The following is a 19,519-nucleotide window of genomic DNA, read 5'->3' as shown; positions in this document are numbered from 1 at the left end:
TCATTATGGATAGACTTTATTACACATATTTAATTATTAAAGAATCTTTAGATTATATACCTGCTATTGAAATAAAAAAACAACTTGAAGAAAACTATCAAATTAAAGTAGATATTAAAACAGTTTATCAAGCAATTAGAAATATTAATGAATTATCCAAATATATTTATCAAAAAGAGATTATTAAAACCAAACATCGAAAAGGGTATAGTATTGATGAAGAATTCTTTAATGATGGACAATTTCAATATTTATGGGATAGTGTGCTTTTCAATAACGATTTAAATCAAAATGAAGTCAATGCGTTACTTACAAAATTACAAACATTAAGTTCAAGTAAACAACTTTCACGTATTCAAAATCAACCTAGAAAAAATCAACCTAGAAATTATGATTTACTTTTAAATATGACAACTGTTATTAAAGCCATTCATGAAAAGAAAAATATTTATTTTAAATATGTAAGTTACGAAATAAAAAATAATAAATTTATTGAAATAGCTCATAATCATGGAAATCATAAAGAAAATAATGAATTCTATATCATTTCTCCTTATAAACTTATTCAAAGAGATTCTAAATACTATGTTTTAGGATATTTCAATCAAAGACCAGATAAATTATCTATTTATCGTCTTGATCGTATGCGTTTAGTAAGAAATCATAAAAGTTCTTTTGAAGAAGGAGAACAATTTGATTTGGAACAAGAAACGGATCATATAAATATGTATGTTTCAGGAAAAAGAGATACTTTAGAAATTAGTTTCGATGAAGTGGTTTTAAGAGAAGTTATTGATCAATTTGGACAAGAACATCCAGTAAAAAAAGATTTTGAAAATCGTTATCATCTTACAATTAAGGATGTGCTTATTTCTGATGGACTTATTGGTTGGTTGATGATGTTACAAGATCATGTAACTGTTATTAAACCTTATTCACTTCAAGAAGAAATGAAGGAAAGAATTTCAAATATGTTAGCACAATATAGGTAGGTAAGTAAAATGATTTATATAACAGGAGATAAGCATGGTGATTTTAGTGAAGTATATGGTTTTTGTTGTAAAAATAAAACAACCAGAGATGATTTGATGATTGTTTTAGGAGATGCAGGAATTAACTACCATGCAAGTGAAAAAGATATTTATTTAAAGGATAGTCTTTTACAATATCCTATTACTTTCTTTTGTATTCATGGAAATCATGAAGAACGTCCAGAGAATATAACAAGTTATAAAACGAAAATATTTCATGGGGGAATTGTTTATTATGAAGAAGAATATCCTCATTTGTTATTCGCTAAAGATGGAGAAATTTATCAATTTAATCATCAAAGTGTTTTAGTGATTGGTGGAGCTTATAGTGTGGATAAAAACTATCGTCTACAAATGGGATATAATTGGTATCCAAGTGAACAACCATCGGATGAAATAAAAGAAAAGCTTTTATTATATGCAGAAAACCATCCTCAAATAGATGTTGTTCTTTCACATACCTGTCCTTATAAATATCTTCCTCGTGAAGTATTTATGACAGGAATTAATCCTTTAAAGGTGGATTATAGTACAGAATTCTTTTTAGATAAATTAGAAATACGTTTAGATTATAAAAAATGGTATTGTGGTCATTTTCATACAGATAAAGTTAAAGATAAAATGAGATTTATGTTTGATGATATTATAGAATTTTAAAAATAATTGGTTATTTTGACCAATTATTTTTTTGGACAATTTGTCCAATGAATAAAGCTAAAAGAGAGTATATAATAATAGAAAAGAAGAATATTTGAGACAAATATGAAACAAACTTGAGACAAAAAATAATCGGACATATGATACAATTTATTTGTAACAAATCTAGATGACGTTACCTCAAAAAAAGAAAGTAGGTCATATAAATTGATAACAGTAAATAACTTAACACCAGATAGTGCCTGTCGTACCTTCTTCAATAATGATATCTATTTTTCTGCTTTTTGTAATGCTGTTTTGTTTAATGGAAGACAATTGATAAGTGCTCAAAATTTAATACATTATGAAAATGACAGTGCTGTAATAATCAACGATACAAAGAAAGTAGAAGATAAAAAAAGAAGAAGAGATATCATCGTTAGAGGGGATATTCATGGTATCTATTGTCTCTTTGGTATCGAACATCAAAGTACGATTGATCAAGAAATGGTGATTAGATGTGGCAATTATGAAATGATGGAGTATTTAAAACAGATAAAAAAAGGTGAAAAGGTTATACCCCAAGTCATGATTGTTTTTTATACAGGAGATAGAAAATGGAATGCTCTCTTAAGATTAAGTGATTACTTTGAAATACCAGAAGAGTTAAAAGAATATGTTAATGATTGGAAAATCAAAGTTGTAGATGTCAAAGAAATAAATACAAGTAAAATCAAAGATGAACAGACAAGATATTTTATAGAAGCAATACAGGCGATGTATAAAGGAAACTTTGAAGGATTGCATCGAAAAATAAAGATGAATAGAGATAACTTGATTTATGCAGCTATTATTACAAGAAGTTTAGATTTAATTAAAGACTTACCAGAAGGAGATGAAATAGATATGTGTGAAGGAATGGAAAGAATGGCAGAAGGATTTAGAAATGAAGGTAGAAAAGAAGGACTTATGGAAGGTGAAAAACGAGAAAAGAAAATGACACTATTATCACAATTAAAAGTAAAATTAGGAAATGTATCAAATCAATTAGAACAAGCAATACAAAATAGTTCGATGGAAAAACTCAATACTTTAACACTTGCTATTTTTGATATAACAAGTGAAGAAGATGTTTTAAAAATTATTAATTAGAGGCTAATAAGTAAATAAAAAAGCATCTATATCGCAAAAACGGACTTATGCCCGTTTTTTAATTACTTATTGATGTAATTTGTATTTGAAATAAAACAAGGATCATAATGAATAAACAGTAAAAACTATTTATTAGTTACAATTTCTTTAGTTTTTTTCCAATCAATATCTTTGACTTGTTTAATTATAGATTGGAATAAATTTCTTTTATCTTTTGGATAAATTGCATAATAACGAACATGTGCTTCTTGATCAGTAATTGGTATTAAAATACGATTTTCTTCAGCTTCTTCTCTTTGAATAGTAATATTACTTCTAAAATTAGGTAAAGCTGACATTTTTGTCAGTTCATTAAAAACAGAAGGATCATCTTGAAATAAAAGATGTGATTCAGGAATCATGCGTTGACAGACCTCATTCCAAAAACCAATACGTGAAAGAAGTAAAACACTTTGACCATTTAAATCAGAAAAAGATATTTCTTTAAAAGGTGCTAAAGGATGAGCTGGTGGTACTGATAAATAAAGAGATTCTTCTAAAAATTCTTGGGAAATATATTTTTTATCTTCTAAAGGATGATATAAAATGATTAAAGAATAATCACCTTTTTTAAGTCCTTCAATTAATGCCTTTTCCTCTTGAACAAGAGTACTTTCAATTTGAGCTTCTGTATTATTTAATAAAGCATATTCAACGCCCCATAAAGGAGCTGGTGCACAAGAACCAAAAGAAATATGATTTTGATTTAGTTTTGTAAGTTCCTTGATCATTTCTTCGCGACCATCAAGAAGCTTCTTCGCAAATTCTACCGCAAGTTTTCCATTTTCATTCAGTTCAATTTTATTTTTTTTACGATCAAATAAAGAAAGTCCTAAATCATGTTCTAATCTTTGCATGGATCTTGTAAGACCTGGTTGAGAAATTAATAATTCCTCAGCAGCTTTTGAAATAGTTTTATTTTTCGCAATGGCAACAAGATGTTCAAGTTGGTTAAATTCAATCATAGTTTCACTTCCTTTTTCGTAATTATAACACACTATGACTTTGAGTTATAGTAAGATAATTGAATGATAATGTACTTTTTTAAAAGCACATATTAAAATAAAAGTAGTTAAGGAAAAAGGAGAAGAAAAATGAAAGTATTAATAATTAATGGAAGTCCTCGTCCAAAAGGAAATACAAAGATTGCTTTAGATGAAATGATAAAAATCTTTGATCAAGAAGGTATTGAAAGTGAAATTGTGCATATTGGAAATAAGGATATTCGTGGATGTATTACCTGTATGTCATGTAAAACAAGATTAGGTCATTGTGTTTTTGATGATTGTGTCAATGAGATTGCTCAAAAGTTTGAAGAAGCAGATGGACTTGTGGTTGGAACACCCGTTTATTATGGTTCTGCCAATGCAACCTTGATTGCCTTTCTAACAAGATTATTTTATAGTACTCCATTTGATAAAACAATGAAAGTTGGCGCAAGTGCTGTTGTCGCAAGACGCGGGGGAATTTCTTCAACTTATGATGAAATCAATAAATTCTTTGCTATTTCAGGAATGCCAATTGCTTCTTCACAATATTGGAATTCTATTCATGGAAGAGAAATAGGAGAAGCAAGTCAAGATGAAGAGGGATTACAAACAATGCGTGTTCTTGCTAGAAATATGTCATTTTTAATGAAATGTATTCATGATGGTAAAGAAAAATATGGTTTACCAGAAAAAGAAGAATTTCATCGTACAAACTTTATTAGATAATAAAAAGAGCTAATGCTCTTTTTCATTATCTAAATTAATTAAATTACTTACATAAGGTTTTTTACCACTTAAAACATCATTATAAAGATTTTGTTTCCAATCAATATAATCAATACTTTCTTCAAGTTGTTGAATCGTATCTTCAAGACTTTTTCTTTTTTTAGAAAGCATTTCTTGACGTATTTTAATTGTAGAAGGACCTTGTAAACAAAGAGCTAGGTATTCTTTCATTTCTTGAATACTAAAATCACATTTCTTTAAACAAGAAAGATCTTTGATCCAATTTACATTATGTTCATCAAAAATACGACGATTATTTTTATCCCTTTTAACATTAGGAACAAGACCTTCATTACAATAATATTTTAAAGTCTGATAAGTCATATCGAGTTTACGACAAACTTGCATCATTGTGTACATAAAAATCACCTCAAAAAAATTATATTCTTCTTGACCGATAGTTACAACCGTAAATTATAATCATATTGTAATAGATAAGAAATCAAGGGGGCTTATAAAATGAAAACATTTAATTATTCTTATCCAGTAAAAGTTTATTTTGGAAAAGGAAGTGCAAAAGAAGCTTTTTCAAATGAATTAAAAAAATATGGAAGTAAAGTTTTATTAGCTTATGGTGGAGGTTCTATTAAAAGTAATGGAATCTATGATGAAGTTGTTTCTTTATTGAAAGAAGAAAATAAAGATGTGATTGAATTTAATGGGATTATGTCCAATCCAACGTATAAAAAAGTACAAGAAGGAGTAGAACTTGTAAAAAAAGAAAAAATTGATTTTATTTTAGCTGTTGGTGGTGGAAGTGTTATAGATTGTTGTAAAGTCATTTCTAGTCAAGCAGTTATTGATGAAGATATTTGGGATTTAGAATATGTTCATGGTAAATTTCCAACAGAGGGTATTCCAATGGGAGCCATCGTAACGGCTTCAGGAACAGGTGCTGAAATGAATGGAGGAGCAGTCATTACTCATGAAGAAAAGAATTGGAAAGGTGGTATCTTTGCTTCAACAGCTGACTTTGCAGTTCTTGATCCAACATATACAATGACAGTACCATCTATGCAAGTATTATCAGGTGCTTTTGATACGTTAAGTCATGCCTTAGAAACTTATTTAGGAAATTCTGATCAAGATAATGTTTCAGATGATGTTGCACTAGCTATTATGAAAAATACTGTTGTGAATATGAGACGTTTATTAAAAGATATCAATGATGAACAAGCAAGAAGTAATTTGATGTGGGATTCAGCAATGGCTGAAAATGGTATCTTAAAATGTGGACGTCAAACTGATTTTCAAGTACATCAAATTGAACATCAATTAGGTGCTTTTACAGATTGTAATCATGGTCAAGGTTTAGCAGTTATTCAACCGGTTTACTGTTATCATATTTTAAATGATGCCAGAGAAAAATTGACACGTTTTGCACAAGTTGTTTTTAATCAAAAAACAGCTGAAGAAGGTTTAGAAGCTCTTCAAAACTTTATTAAAGAATGTCATTTACCAACAACATTACCTGAATTAAAATCTAAAGTTGAAATCACAAACGATTTATTAAAACAAGTAGCTGATACGACAAATTTGATTAAAACAAATCCTCGTACACTTACTAAAGAAGAAGTCTATAAAATTTTATTAGAATGTATGTAAAAGGCTATCTACGGATAGCTTTTTTATTTAGAGAAAAATTTATATTTTTTTCTATAAAAAGAAGTTTTTATTTGTATAATAAAATATATAAAAACTATAAAATTATTGTCATTTAAAAAATAAAGAAAGTAATGTTGAAGGATATGGATAATGTTGTATAAAAATGAATGAGTAAGGAGGAATTTTATGACTTATAAATGGTTTTATAAAACACCAGAGGGTTTTGATGATATGTATATGAATAGTGATGGAGACTATTTGACAGGTTTGTGGTTTGTTGGCTCAAAAGATGTCTCTAAACATATTGTTGACTGTAAGGAAAAAGAATTATCTGTTTTTAAGGAAACATGTCAATGGTTGGATATTTATTTTAGTGGTGAAAGTCCTGATTTTACACCTAAATATAAAATAAATAACTTAACACCTTTTAGAAAAGAAGTTATAGATATCATGAATACCATACCTTTTGGAAGTACTTTAACTTATAAAGATATATCAAAGATGATTGCTGATAAAAGAGGAATTAAAAAAATGTCTAGTCAGGCTGTTGGTGGAGCGGTAGGTTGGAATCCTCTTTGTATTATTATTCCTTGTCATAGAGTTGTTGGCTCAAATGGAAGTTTAACAGGATATGGTGGAGGAATAAAAAATAAAGTAGCACTTTTAACGCATGAACAAAATGACATGAGTAAATATTTTATTCCTAAAAAAGGAACAGCTTTATGAAAAGATGTAAATGGTGTAATTTAGATAATCCTTTATATATAAAGTATCATGATTTAGAATGGGGAGTCCCTAATTTTGATGATCAATATTTATTTGAAATGTTGATTTTAGAATCGTTTCAAGCAGGATTATCTTGGGAGTGTGTATTAAATAAAAGAGAAGCTTTCAAAGAGGCTTATGATAATTTTGATATAGAATGCGTTATAAATTATGATGAAAATAAAATAAATGAATTATTATCTAATAAAAAAATTATAAGAAATAAGTTAAAGATAAAAGCAAGTATTAATAATGCTCAAATATTTAAAAGTATTACAAATGAATATGGTAGTTTCTATAACTACTTAATTACATTTACTAAAAATAAAATATTATATGAAATAGGTAAAACAACAAATGATTTATCCGATGCTCTTTCAAATGATTTAAAAAAAAGAGGTATGAAATTTGTTGGTTCTACGATTATATATTCTTATTTACAAGCAACAGGTTTTATTTATTCTCACGATAAAGAATGTTTTATGTATAAGGAACATTTATAGGCTATATTATACTTTTTATATAAAAAATCTTACAGTTATAAAAAAAGCTAAATTTATTTTAAATAAATTCTCAAACAGTTATTCTCGAATAGCTGTTTTTGTATAACTGGCAGTTATACTGAGATGATTTATTGATATTGTACTTTTGTTTCTTTGAAATCTACAATAAAGATGTAAGGAGGAACAAGATATGGAATATATAACTTTGGCTAATGGTTATCAACTACCGATGTTAGGATACGGTACTTTACATATACCTCCTAAACAAACAAAAGAATGTGTTTTAAAAGCTTTTGATGCAGGTTATCGCTTGATTGATACAGCCGCTTCTTATCAAAATGAAAAAGAGATAGGAGAAGCTCTTAAAGAAGTAAACCTTAAAAGAGAAGAAATCTATTTGACGACAAAGGTATGGATTCAAGATGCTGGTTATGAAAATACGCTGCAGGCATTTAACCAATCATTAAAAAATCTAGGGGTTGATTATATAGATCTTTATTTAATTCATCAACCTTATGGTGATTACTATGGCTCATGGAAAGCCATGGAAGAACTTTATCAACAAGGTAAAATTAAAGCGATTGGTGTATGTAACTTTTCACCAGAAAGACTCATGGATCTTTACATGAATAGTTCAATTCACCCTATGATCAATCAACTTGAATTTCATCCTTTCTATCAACAAAAGAATCAAAAATGTGTTTTAAAACAATGTAATTGTCTATTAGAAGCTTGGGGTCCTTTAAATGAAGGACAACGTGATATCTTTCATCATCCAATGTTATTAGATATTGCGAAGAAACATCAAAAATCAGTTTCACAAATTATTCTAAGATGGCATTTAGAAAAGCACATTATTGCTATTCCTAAAACTACTCATTTAAAGCGAATGAAAGAAAATATAGATATTTTTGATTTTCAGTTAGATGAAGAAGATAAAAAACAAATAGAACAACTTGATTTAGGTTATAGTGAAATTATTGATCATCAAAATTATATGACTGCAAAATGGCTTAATAAATATAAAATACATGATTAAAAGGAGAAAGGAACATATGTTATTTTACTTTACAGGTACCGGGAATAGTTTGTATGTGGCTAGACAAATTGAAGAAAAGCCAATCAGTATTCCACAAGTCTTACATCAAGAAAATTTAAATTTTAAGGATGAAAAAATTGGAATTGTTTATCCTGTTTATGCAGGAGAAGCACCTAAAATTATTTTAGAGTTTTTAGAAAAAGCAACATTTGAAACAGATTATTTTTATTTGATTTTAACTTATGGAAAAGATGTCACAGATGCTCCTGAATGCATTGCACGTTTATTAGAAGAAAAAGGAAGACATGTTAATTATATTCATTCTATTTTAATGGTAGATAATTACTTACCATCTTTTGATATGAATGAACAAAGAGCGATGGATAAAAATGTGGAACAACAAATTCAACAAGCTCTTCAAGATATCCAAAATAAAAAAGAAGAAATTCCTGAAGCAACACAAGCAGGAAGAGATTTTCATGCTTCTGCTAAAGAAATCTTTGCGAAAAATCCAGAACTCATCAATGGTGAACAAATTACTGTAACTGATCAATGTGTTGGTTGTGGGATTTGTACAAAAGTTTGTCCAAGAGGACTTTTCTATGTTGAAGATAAAAAAGCAAAGCGAAAACAAAATACGTGTGAATTTTGTTTGGCGTGTGCACAAAATTGTCCATCTAAAGCGATCATCACAAAATTAAAAGATGCTAACCCTAATGCCCGTTACAGACATGAAAATGTCAGTTTAAAAGATATTATTGAAGCAAATCAACAAGTATAACTGACAGTCATACTAACATGCAGTATTGATATTGTACATTTATAGAGTTCAAAACTAAAATAAAGATAGAAATTGGAGGAGATAATAATGAAAACATTTGAATTAAATAATAAACAAACAATCCCAACAGTAGGATTTGGAGTCTTCATGATTCCTAATGATGGACCTACTTACGAAGCAACTTTAGCTGCTTTAAAAGCAGGATATCGTCATATTGATACAGCTGCAGGTTACTGCAATGAAAGCGATGTTGGAAAAGCCATTAAAGATAGTGGTATTGATCGTTCAGAAATCTTTATTACTTCTAAATTATGGTTACAAGATTATGGTTATGAAAATGCAAAAAAAGGTATTGAAACTTCTATGAAATTATTAGGAGTGGATTATATTGATCTTTATTTATTACATCAACCTTATGGTGATTATTTAGGAGCTTGGAAAGCTTTAGAAGAAGCTTATCATGCAGGTAAAATCAAATCCATTGGTATTTCTAATATTACAGTTAACTTATGGAATAAGTTTAAAGATGGTATGACTGTGATGCCAGCAGTTAACCAAGTAGAATTTAACCCATTTGTTCAACAAAAAGAATTAAGAAAAGTGATGTCTGAAAATGATATTCGTTTAGAAGCATGGTATCCATTAGGACATGGAAATAAAGATTTATTAGAAAATGAAACAATTGTTTCTTTAGCTAAAAAATACAATAAAAATGCTGGTCAAATTATTTTAAGATGGATTTATCAAGAAGGTGTTATTTCTTTACCTAAATCTACAAATGAAGAAAGAATGAAAGGAAACATTGATATCTTTGATTTTGAATTAACAGATGAAGAAATGAAAGCAATGCAAACCTTAGATACAAATAAACCATCTCATAATCCTGAAGATCCTGCCAACGAAACACGTTTAATGGGATTAAAAATTCATGACTAATTTCGTTACTTTAAATAATGGTTACCAAATCCCTCAACTTGGATTTGGTACCATTCAACAATTTGGTAAACAAATTGAAGACAATGTGGCTTTTGCCTTAAACCATGGCTATCAACTTATTGATACGGCCAATCGTTATGGAAATGAAGTTGAAGTAGGAAAAGGTTTAAAACAATCAGGATTAAAAAGAGAAGATTATTATTTAGAAACAAAATTAGGACCTACACTTTATGAAAATGATCAAGCAATCGATGATACTTTAAAAAGATTAGGTGTAGATTATGTTGATGTGATGATTTTACATCACCCCGTTAATAATTATATTTATGCTTATAAAATGTTAGAAAAAGCTTATAAAGAAGGAAAAATCAAAGCGATTGGACTTTCTAATTTCCAAGTTGCACAAATTCAAGAAATCATTGATCAATGTGAAATCCCACCAATGATTATGCAAGTAGAATGTCATCCTTATTATCCAGCAGAACATGTCTATGATTTTTGTAAGAAAAATCATATTCAACTTCAATCATGGTATCCATTAGGACATGGAAATAGTGATATGTTAAAAGAACCAATCTTTGTAGAACTTGCAAAGAAATATCATAAATCAACTGTACAAATCATTTTAAGATGGCATCTACAAATGGGATTTGGTCTTGTTCCTGGAAGTAAATCATTAGATCATATTGAATCAAATGCACAAATCTTTGATTTTGAATTAACAAATGAAGAAATGAAAGAAATTGAAAAAGTGAATAAACATGCACCATTTTATAAAGTGACTAAAGAATCTTTACAAAGACTTGCGACAACAAAATGTAATTTTGAAGAAGGAGAATAATTATGGAATACAAAACATTAAATAATGGAGTGAAAATGCCAGCTGTTGGTTTTGGTGTTTTCCAAGTTAAAGATGAAGAAGAATGTAAAAGAGTTGTTTTAGATGCAATAGATGCAGGATATCGTCTTATTGATACTGCACAATCTTATGGAAATGAAGAAGCTGTAGGTAAAGCTATTCAAGAAACAAATGTACCAAGAGAAGAATTATTTATTACAACTAAAGTATGGATTTCTAATTATGGTTATGAAAAAGCAAAAGCTTCTGTAGAAGAATCATTAAAGAAAATGCAATTAGATTATTTTGATTTAGTTTTATTACATCAACCATTTAAAGATTATCATGGAGCTTATCGTGCTTTAATTGATTTATACAAAGAAGGAAAAATTAAAGCCATCGGTGTTTCTAACTTCTATCCAGATCGTTTAGTAGACTTAGCTTTAGATACAGAAGTTGTACCAGCAGTCAACCAAGTAGAAGTTAATCCTTTCCATCAACAAGATGCAGCTTTAACTTACAATACAAAATATGGTGTTCAATTAGAAGCATGGGCTCCATTTGCGGAAGGTAAAAATGGTATTTTCACAAATGAAACACTTGTAGAAATTGGTAATAAATATAATAAATCAGTCGGACAAGTTATTTTAAGATGGCTTGTACAAAGAGGAATTGTTCCTTTAGCTAAAACAGTAAGAAAAGAAAGAATGCAAGAAAACTTAAATATCTTTGATTTTGAATTAAGTGAAGAAGATATGCAAACAATTGCTTCACTTAATAAAGATACAAGTTCATTCTTCTCTCATTATGATCCAGCAACTGTAGAAATGATTTGTGGTTTAAAACGTTAGTGAAGAAAAGCTTATGCATTATAGTGTGCCTGATACTTTTAAGTAGCTATCTCTATATAAGTAAAAATTCAGACATTCAATCTCAAAAAACTCTAAAATTCAAATAACTACAAGTACTAAATATTATAAGAACTTTTTATTGGATAACGTTTACCAAGACGATCAATATGGAGATATACACTATAATGCTTATATTCCTAAAGCGTATGACAAAAGGCAATCATATGCTTTATATATAACCTTGCCAGGATATCAAGGTTTATATTTTCAAGGTGTCGGAAAGAATTTAGAGACAGAAGAATTTGGCTTCGTCAGTCAAAACTATAATTCTCAAATGATTATTTTAGCACCACAATTAGAAGATTGGGATGAATTATCAGCCAATCAAACGATTGCTTTGACAAAATATTTTTTAGAACATTATAACATTGATCGAAATAAAGTTTATATAAGTGGTTATTCTGGTGGTGGCAAAACGCTTTCTTGGGTTTTAACGAAAGAACCAGAATTATATAGTGATGCTTTAATGTGTTCTTCAAAATGGGATGGCTATTTAATAGATAAAAAAGATTGTAACCGTTTTAAAATTGTGATAATATGTTCGAGTAGTTTATAGGATAGTGATTGTTTAAAGACAAGCTAAACCTGTTTATTGCCACCCTTTTTAAGTGCGCAATAAATGGGTTTTTATTTTGGAGGGAGAGTATGAAGATAGGTAAAGCTTTAAATAACAATGTCGCTGTTGTTATTGAAAATAACGAAGAAAAGATTGTGATGGGTCGAGGAATTTGTTTTAAAAAGAAAACAGGAGATACGATTGAACCAGAAAAAATAGATAAGGTCTTTTGTTTAGAAAATCAAGAAGTTTTAAGAAGATTTAAAGAACTTGTGGTAGATATTCCTTTAGAGTACTTACAAATTGGTGAAGAAATTATGGATGAAGCAAGACTAAGTTTAGGAAAAGCTTTAAATGATAATATCTATATTTCGATGGTAGATCACATTTATACAGCTGTTGTAAGAGCTAAAGACAATATTTTAGTGAAGAATGCTTTATTATGGGATATTCAAAGATTTTATAAAGAAGAATATCAAATAGGGAAAAAAGCTCTTGAAATTATTGAAAAGAAAACAGGAGTGCTTTTACCAAATGATGAAGCAGGATTTATTGCTTTACATATTGTTAATGGACAATTAGATGAAGATGTTCATGATATGTATGAAATTACGAAAATCATGCAAGAAATTGAAAATATTGTGCGTTATCACTTCAAAATAGAATTTAATGAAGAAAGTGCTTATTACTATCGCTTTATTACACATTTGAAATTCTTTGCACAACGTTTAGTTGAACATAAAAAACCAAATCAAAAAGAAGATGATTTATTAGAAGTTGTTCAAGTAAAATACGCAAATGCTTATCAATGTGTCGAAAAAATAGCTATGTACATAAAAAATCAATATAACTATGAACTTTATGACGAAGAAAAACTATACTTAACAATTCATATACATCGTGTAGTTTATCTTGGAAATAGTCATTAATTGGATGGTGACATTAAGTTGGCCAAACCTTCAAATTTCAATACTTTAGAAATATGGAGGAAAATTATGAGTAAGTATGAAAATTTAGCCAAAGAAATTTTGGAAAATGTTGGTGGAAAGGAAAACATCAACAGTTTAACACATTGTGTTACAAGATTACGTTTTCGTTTAAAAGACGAATCAAAAGCCAATGATGAAGCATTAAAAAATAACCCAGGTGTTGTCACTGTGATGAAATCAGCAGGACAATATCAAGTTGTTATTGGAAATCATGTACCTTTAGTATACGCAGATGTATGTGAACTTGCAGGTATTAGTAATGGAACCCAACAAGTAGAAGATGAAGCACCACAAGGACTTTTTAATAAGTTAATTGATATTATTTCAGGATGTTTCCAACCTATTTTAGGACCATTATGTGCAGCAGGGATTATTAAAGGATTAAATGCTTTATTAGTCTTTATTTTAGGATCAAGTTTCAGTAATAGTGGAACTTATATGATTTTAAATGCGATTGGTGATTCTATTTTTAACTTTTTACCAATTATTTTAGGATATACCGCAGCTAAAAAATTCAATGTTAATGTTATTGTTGGAATGATTATTGGAGCAACACTTTGTTATCCAACAATTCAAACAGATACATTATCAGCTGCAGGAAAAGCAATTGGAACATTACCATTTATTGGATCTTATTATACAAAGTTCATTGGTATTCCATTTGTTTCAGGTAACTATACAAGTACCGTTGTACCCGTTATCTGTATTGTCGCTTTAGCAGCTCAAATTCAAAAGATTGCGAAGAAATTTGTACCTGAAATGTTACAAAACTTCTTTGTTCCGTTCTTTGTTTTAATTATTTCACTTCCAATTGGGTTACTTGTTATTGGACCAGTTGTAAGTTTATTAACAACAGTTTTATCAAATATGTTTGCAGGACTTTATGCTTTTTCACCAATTGTAACTGCGTTTGTCATTGGAGCATTATGGCAATGTTTAGTTATCTTTGGGTTACATTGGGCACTTGTACCAATGGCGATGGTCAATATTGGAAACTTAGGATATGATACAATTTTACCAGGTATGTTAGGAACAACATTTGCGGCAACAGGTGTTCTTGCGGCGATGTATTTAAAATTAAAAGATGAAAACAAAAAAGCACTTGCAATCCCAGGTGTGATTTCCGCATTTTGTGGGGTAACAGAACCAGCTATCTATGGATTCTTGTTACCTGAAAAAACACCATTTGTCTTCTCTTGTATTGGTGGAGCTGTTGGTGGTGCCATTATGGGAACAGTTGCGGCTAAACAATATGTTATTGGTGGTCTTGGAATCTTTAGTGTTGTAAACTACATTTCACCAAAAGGAAACGCAACTGGTATGATTGTTTCGTTAATTGCTGGTGCTGTTTCATTAGTTGTTGGTTTTGTTTTAACAATGATTTTCTATAAAACAAATGATCAACAAGTTGAAAATAAAGAAGTAACAAAATTAGAAGAAGAAACAATTTTATCGCCAATTAAAGGAGAAGTAAAACCAATCGAAGAATCAAGCGATGCTGCTTTTGCTTCAGGTGCTTTAGGAAAAGGTGTTGTGATCTTACCAGAAGAAGGAAAAGTATATGCTCCTGTAACTGGAACAGTAACTGTTTTATTCCCAAGTTTACATGCAATCGGTATTACGAGTGATGCAGGTGTTGAATTACTTATTCACATTGGTATTAATACAGTACAACTTAATGGTGAAGGCTTTACAGCTCATATTAAACAAGGTGATCAAATTAAACAAGGTCAATTACTTGTTGAATTTGATATGAATAAAATTAAAGAAGCCGGTTATTCTTTAGAAACTCCTGTGCTAGTTACAAATTATGCAGATGTAAAAGAAGTCAAAAATACAAGTGCTTCATTTGTACAATTACAAGAAACTTTAATAGAAGTTAAATACTAAAAATAAAGGTATTGGAGGGATCCTATGAATAGACCTTATGTCATATGCCATATGTTACAATCAATAGATGGTAAAATTGCGGGCGGTTTCTTTAGAGAAAAACAAACATTAGAACTTGCAAAGATTTATAGTGACATTTCTAAAGATTATAATGGGGATGCGATTATTTATGGAACAACAACTGCTAAAGAAATGTTTTCAAAACAAAAATTAACTCAAACCTCAATAAATACTCAATTACCAAAAACAGATTATGTATATCAAGATGATAAACATCAGTGGATTGTTGTCATTGATCCTCAAGGAGAAATCATTTGGGATGAAACTGTTTCTCAAAATACAAGACTTAAAGATAAAAATTTAATTGTGATTCTTACAGAAAATGTTTCCAGTCAATACCTAGAAACATTGAAATCATTAAATATTTCTTATCTATTTACTGGTAAAGAAGAAATAGATTTAAGACTTGCCTTAGAAAAGCTTTATGATTTATTTTCTATTAAAAAGCTTTTATTACAAGGTGGAGGAATTACGAATACCTATTTTATTAAAGAAGATTTAATAGATGAATTAAGTCTTGTTGTTTCTCCTGTTTTATCAGGAGAAGAAAAACAACCTAATATTTTTGAAGATTGTCATGAATACATAGGTCAAACATTTGATTTAAAACAAAGTGATTTCTTAATGAAATCAGGTTTATATTTAAAATATGTAAGAAAATAGTGGAACTTTGGTTTCACTTTTTTATATAACGGATAATTATAGTGATATGAGATATTAATAATGTATGGGATTATTAAACAAGATATGAATTGTTTAACTATTGAAAATCCAGGAACTATTTGTGTGGGTAAGAAACAAATGAAACGTAGTGGCAAATCAGATCCTCGTAATAAAGGATTTATGAAGATGTTTAATTTGATTGGAATTGGAGAGTGTGCAGGAAGTGATGTACCCGAGTTATTAAGCGTTTGGGAAAATGAAGGATGGGAAGAATCATTGATTGAAGAAGAAAATTTACCAAGTCGTACGATTTTGACTCTTTCATTTGAAAAAAAATGCCGAAAAAACAAAAAAATATGAAAAAATTCTAACCCTTATGGAACCTAAAGAGTGGTATAAAGCAAGCAAACTTATAAAAGATTTAGATATTAAAGAAAGAAGAACAAGAGAACTTTTAAATGAACTTGTAGAAAAAGGAATGCTTGAAAAAAAAGGAGTTACTAAGGGTAAACGTTATAGGAAAAAATAATAAAAAGTGAGTTCGTGTTTATAAACATGAACTTTTTTCATTTTACATAAACTTAACATAAACCATACGTTCTTTTGATTTTTGAAAGTGTTGAAAAACACTATGATAGGAGTGTCTTAAGAAAAGGAAACAAAAATAAATAATATCTTAAGAGAAAACAAAGGAAGGTAAATAAAAAATGAAAAAGAAAGTATTAAGTGTTTTAATGGTTTTCATGATGTGTCTTGGTTTAGCCGGATGTGGCGGAGGATCAAATAGTTCATCAGATGACATTAGTGGAAAGGTAAGTTTAAATGGATCTACTTCAATGGAAAAATTTGTAAACGCCTTATCAGAAGGAATTAAAGAAGAATATCCAAACTTACAATTAGAAGCACAATTTACAGGATCTGGTGCAGGTCTAGAAGCAGTTGCATCAAAAACAACAGATATCGGAGATTCATCTCGTGCTTTAACTGATGATGAAAAAGCAAAAGGATTAGAAGAAAATATCGTTGCTATCGATGGTATCGCAATGATTACTAACAAATCTAATAAAGTAACAAACTTAACAAAAGATCAATTAGCTCAAATCTATACAGGACAAATTACTAACTGGAAAGATTTAGGTGGACAAGATGAAGCAATCGTTGTTATCGGACGTGAAGCTGGTTCAGGAACTCGTGGAGCATTTGAAGAATTATTAGGAATTGAAGATCAATGTCAATATGCTCAAGAATTAAATGAAACTGGTGCTGTTCTTGCTAAAGTTGCTAAAACTTCTGGTTCAATCGGTTATGTTTCATTAGATGTATTAGATGATACAGTTGCTCCTCTTCAATTAGATGGTGTTGAACCTAGTGAAAAAACTGTTAAAGATGGAAGCTATACTTTACAAAGACCATTTGTAATGGCTACAAACGGTAAAATCAGTGAACAATCTAAACAAGTTCAAGCAGTATTTGATTTCATCAATAGTGATGCTGGACAAAAAATCATCAAAAAAGTTGGTTTAGTAACACCAAATAAATAAAAAATAAAGAGGGAAGTATTATGGAAAAAAAGTTATCAATTATTAGCCATAAGAAAGCAAAATCCCTAGTAGAAAAAACAGCCGCGATGATCTTTCGTGGCTGTGCTATTATCTCTGTTTTAGCAGTTATTACAATTACAGGATATATGATTATTTCGGGGACACCTGCCATCTTTAAAGAAGGTATTACAGGTATTTTGTTTTCTACAACATGGGCACCAACAGCAGCACATCCTCAATACGGAATTGCTTATGTTATTTTAACTTCTATTGTAGGGGTTTTTCTAGCTATTTGTATAGGTGTACCAATTGGGTTATTTACAGCAATCAACCTTGCTGAAATTGCTCCAGCAAGACTTAGAAAAATATTAAAATCAGCAATTGAATTACTTGCTGGTATTCCATCAGTTGTTTATGGATTATTAGGTATTTTGATTGTCAATCCAATGATGTATAAATTAGAATTAATGATTTATCATGGATCTAAAACACATCAATTTACAGGTGGGGCCAATCTTTTATCAGCTATTATCGTACTAGCAATCATGATTTTACCTACACTTATCAATATTTCAGAAACAGCCTTAAAAGCTGTACCTGATGATTATCGTAAAAGCTCACTTGCTTTAGGGGCAAGTAAAATTCAAACAATCTTTAAGGTTGTTGTACCAAGTGCTAAATCTGGAATTATGTCAGCTATTGTACTTGGTGTAGGTCGTGCTATTGGAGAAGCGATGGCTATTTTGTTAGTAGCCGGAAATGCAGTATCTCTTCCACTTCCATTTAATTCTGTTCGTTTCTTAACAACAGCCATCGTTTCAGAAATGGGATATGCCAGTGGTACACATCGTCAAGTTTTATTCACAATTGGACTTGTTCTATTTATCTTTATCATGATTATTAACTTAATCTTAACATATGTTTTAAAAAGAGGTGACTTAGATGAATAATACAATATTAGAAAAAAAGAAACGTGTTAGTGATCAAATTCTCTATGCACTTATTCAATTAAGTTCATTTCTTTCAATTTTTATCTTATTAGTTATTATTGGTTATATTCTCTATCGAGGAATACCAGCCTTTGATTTTTCTTATTTAGTAAATACAACAAGTATTATTAATGATACTGTAGGTATATTACCTAATATTATTAATACACTTTATATTGTTATTGTGACACTTTTAATTGCTTGTCCAATAGGAATTGGTGGAGCAATTTATTTAAATGAATATACAAAAAATAAAAAATTCGTTAGTATCATTTCATTTACAACGGAAGTTTTAGCAGGTATTCCATCAATTATTTATGGATTATTTGGGATGTTGTTCTTTGGATCATTTTGTCATTTGAATTTCTCTATTTTAACAGGGTCACTTACACTTGCTATTATGATTTTACCAATCATTTCAAGAAATACTCAAACAGCATTAGAATGTGTGCCAAAAAGTTATCGTGAAGCAGCGTTAGGAATTGGAGCAACAAAATGGTATATGATTCGTACAGTTCTTTTACCAAGTGCGATTCCTGGGATTTTAACAGGGGTTATTCTAGCAATGGGACGTATTGTTGCTGAATCAGCTGCTTTATTATTTACAGCAGGATCAGTTGCTATTTTACCAACAAATATTTTTGGTCATTTATTAAGTAGTGGGGGTACACTTACAATTCAATTATATTTAGAAATGGCTAAAGGAAATTATGAAGTTTCATTTGTGATTGCTCTTGTTTTAGTAGTTATTGTTTTAGGTTTAAATATGTTAGCTAAATGGATCAGTCGTAAATTTGATGTAAATAAAGGGGATAATTAA

The 19,519-nt window shown here is 29.4% G+C and carries 23 protein-coding genes; 21 read left to right on the top strand and 2 right to left on the bottom strand.

Features of this window, described 5'->3' with window-relative positions; all coding sequences use genetic code 11:
* The first annotated feature begins 5 nt into the window (after positions 1 to 5).
* The 3 genes from ACLVEP_RS03355 to ACLVEP_RS03345 all read left to right on the top strand — a co-directional run bounded on the left by ACLVEP_RS03355 (position 6) and on the right by ACLVEP_RS03345 (position 2,819).
* Complete coding sequence (locus ACLVEP_RS03355) at positions 6 to 992, top strand: helix-turn-helix transcriptional regulator (protein ID WP_412582818.1); 987 nt, start codon at positions 6 to 8, stop codon at positions 990 to 992.
* 9 nt (positions 993 to 1,001) lie between these two features.
* On the top strand, positions 1,002 to 1,688 hold the full coding sequence (locus tag ACLVEP_RS03350; RefSeq protein ID WP_412582816.1) for a metallophosphoesterase: 687 nt from the start codon (positions 1,002 to 1,004) through the stop codon (positions 1,686 to 1,688).
* Positions 1,689 to 1,895: 207 nt separating this feature from the next.
* Positions 1,896 to 2,819, top strand: a complete 924-nt coding sequence (locus ACLVEP_RS03345) for an Rpn family recombination-promoting nuclease/putative transposase (protein ID WP_412582814.1) — start codon at positions 1,896 to 1,898, stop codon at positions 2,817 to 2,819.
* A gap of 125 nt (positions 2,820 to 2,944) precedes the next feature.
* Here ACLVEP_RS03345 and ACLVEP_RS03340 read toward each other — a convergent pair whose 3' ends face one another.
* Positions 2,945 to 3,823 carry a LysR family transcriptional regulator gene (locus ACLVEP_RS03340; protein WP_412582812.1) on the bottom strand — a complete coding sequence of 293 codons (879 nt, stop codon included), beginning with the start codon at positions 3,821 to 3,823 and terminating at the stop codon, positions 2,945 to 2,947.
* Positions 3,824 to 3,952: 129 nt separating this feature from the next.
* Between ACLVEP_RS03340 and ACLVEP_RS03335 the strand changes: the two genes are divergently transcribed.
* Positions 3,953 to 4,573 (top strand): flavodoxin family protein, encoded by a 621-nt coding sequence (locus ACLVEP_RS03335; RefSeq protein WP_412582810.1) that lies wholly within the window; start codon positions 3,953 to 3,955, stop codon positions 4,571 to 4,573.
* A 9-nt stretch (positions 4,574 to 4,582) separates the two neighbouring features.
* Here the strand turns inward: ACLVEP_RS03335 and ACLVEP_RS03330 are convergent, their stop codons facing one another.
* Positions 4,583 to 4,993, bottom strand: coding sequence for a MerR family transcriptional regulator (locus tag ACLVEP_RS03330; protein ID WP_412582809.1), 411 nt, complete (start codon positions 4,991 to 4,993; stop codon positions 4,583 to 4,585).
* 99 nt (positions 4,994 to 5,092) lie between these two features.
* Here ACLVEP_RS03330 and ACLVEP_RS03325 point away from each other — a divergent pair, with 99 nt between their 5' ends.
* The 17 genes from ACLVEP_RS03325 (at position 5,093) to pstA (ending at position 19,519) form a co-directional block, all read left to right on the top strand.
* Complete coding sequence (locus ACLVEP_RS03325; protein WP_412582808.1) at positions 5,093 to 6,238, top strand: iron-containing alcohol dehydrogenase; 1,146 nt, start codon at positions 5,093 to 5,095, stop codon at positions 6,236 to 6,238.
* Between the two features lie 186 nt (positions 6,239 to 6,424).
* Positions 6,425 to 6,964 carry a methylated-DNA--[protein]-cysteine S-methyltransferase gene (locus ACLVEP_RS03320; protein ID WP_317999703.1) on the top strand — a complete coding sequence of 180 codons (540 nt, stop codon included), beginning with the start codon at positions 6,425 to 6,427 and terminating at the stop codon, positions 6,962 to 6,964.
* Entirely contained in the window at positions 6,961 to 7,506 is a 546-nt protein-coding gene (locus tag ACLVEP_RS03315) for a DNA-3-methyladenine glycosylase I (RefSeq protein ID WP_317999704.1), read from the top strand. The genes ACLVEP_RS03320 and ACLVEP_RS03315 overlap by 4 nt, the downstream gene beginning before the upstream one ends.
* 190 nt (positions 7,507 to 7,696) lie before the next feature.
* Positions 7,697 to 8,545: an aldo/keto reductase gene (locus tag ACLVEP_RS03310; RefSeq protein WP_412582806.1), complete on the top strand. Its 849-nt coding sequence runs from the start codon at positions 7,697 to 7,699 to the stop codon at positions 8,543 to 8,545.
* A 16-nt stretch (positions 8,546 to 8,561) separates the two neighbouring features.
* Positions 8,562 to 9,326, top strand: a complete 765-nt coding sequence (locus ACLVEP_RS03305; protein ID WP_412582804.1) for an EFR1 family ferrodoxin — start codon at positions 8,562 to 8,564, stop codon at positions 9,324 to 9,326.
* 87 nt (positions 9,327 to 9,413) lie between these two features.
* On the top strand, positions 9,414 to 10,262 hold the full coding sequence (locus tag ACLVEP_RS03300; protein ID WP_412582802.1) for an aldo/keto reductase: 849 nt from the start codon (positions 9,414 to 9,416) through the stop codon (positions 10,260 to 10,262).
* Entirely contained in the window at positions 10,255 to 11,103 is an 849-nt protein-coding gene (locus tag ACLVEP_RS03295) for an aldo/keto reductase (RefSeq protein ID WP_412582799.1), read from the top strand. Before ACLVEP_RS03300 ends, ACLVEP_RS03295 begins: the two co-directional genes overlap by 8 nt.
* Before the next feature lie 2 nt (positions 11,104 to 11,105).
* Positions 11,106 to 11,951, top strand: a complete 846-nt coding sequence (locus tag ACLVEP_RS03290; RefSeq protein ID WP_412582797.1) for an aldo/keto reductase — start codon at positions 11,106 to 11,108, stop codon at positions 11,949 to 11,951.
* A gap of 139 nt (positions 11,952 to 12,090) precedes the next feature.
* Positions 12,091 to 12,567, top strand: a complete 477-nt coding sequence (locus tag ACLVEP_RS03285; RefSeq protein ID WP_412582796.1) for a prolyl oligopeptidase family serine peptidase — start codon at positions 12,091 to 12,093, stop codon at positions 12,565 to 12,567.
* Between the two features lie 89 nt (positions 12,568 to 12,656).
* On the top strand, positions 12,657 to 13,496 hold the full coding sequence (gene licT / locus ACLVEP_RS03280; RefSeq protein ID WP_412582795.1) for a BglG family transcription antiterminator LicT: 840 nt from the start codon (positions 12,657 to 12,659) through the stop codon (positions 13,494 to 13,496).
* Between the two features lie 66 nt (positions 13,497 to 13,562).
* Complete coding sequence (locus tag ACLVEP_RS03275) at positions 13,563 to 15,446, top strand: beta-glucoside-specific PTS transporter subunit IIABC (protein ID WP_412582794.1); 1,884 nt, start codon at positions 13,563 to 13,565, stop codon at positions 15,444 to 15,446.
* 24 nt (positions 15,447 to 15,470) lie between these two features.
* Positions 15,471 to 16,169: a RibD family protein gene (locus ACLVEP_RS03270; RefSeq protein WP_412582793.1), complete on the top strand. Its 699-nt coding sequence runs from the start codon at positions 15,471 to 15,473 to the stop codon at positions 16,167 to 16,169.
* Between the two features lie 60 nt (positions 16,170 to 16,229).
* Positions 16,230 to 16,529 (top strand): hypothetical protein, encoded by a 300-nt coding sequence (locus ACLVEP_RS03265; RefSeq protein WP_412582791.1) that lies wholly within the window; start codon positions 16,230 to 16,232, stop codon positions 16,527 to 16,529.
* A 16-nt stretch (positions 16,530 to 16,545) separates the two neighbouring features.
* Complete coding sequence (locus ACLVEP_RS03260) at positions 16,546 to 16,698, top strand: hypothetical protein (protein ID WP_412582789.1); 153 nt, start codon at positions 16,546 to 16,548, stop codon at positions 16,696 to 16,698.
* A 178-nt stretch (positions 16,699 to 16,876) separates the two neighbouring features.
* On the top strand, positions 16,877 to 17,710 hold the full coding sequence (locus ACLVEP_RS03255; protein WP_412582788.1) for a phosphate ABC transporter substrate-binding protein: 834 nt from the start codon (positions 16,877 to 16,879) through the stop codon (positions 17,708 to 17,710).
* Positions 17,711 to 17,730: 20 nt separating this feature from the next.
* Positions 17,731 to 18,660, top strand: coding sequence for a phosphate ABC transporter permease subunit PstC (gene pstC / locus ACLVEP_RS03250; protein WP_412582786.1), 930 nt, complete (start codon positions 17,731 to 17,733; stop codon positions 18,658 to 18,660).
* A complete protein-coding gene (gene pstA, locus ACLVEP_RS03245) occupies positions 18,653 to 19,519 on the top strand; it encodes a phosphate ABC transporter permease PstA (RefSeq protein ID WP_412582784.1) in 867 nt (288 codons plus the stop codon). Before pstC ends, pstA begins: the two co-directional genes overlap by 8 nt.

The organism is Faecalibacillus sp., assembly GCF_047023275.1.
GTDB lineage: Bacteria > Bacillota_I > Bacilli_A > Erysipelotrichales > Coprobacillaceae > Faecalibacillus.
This window is presented reverse-complemented; position numbering and strand designations above follow the sequence as displayed.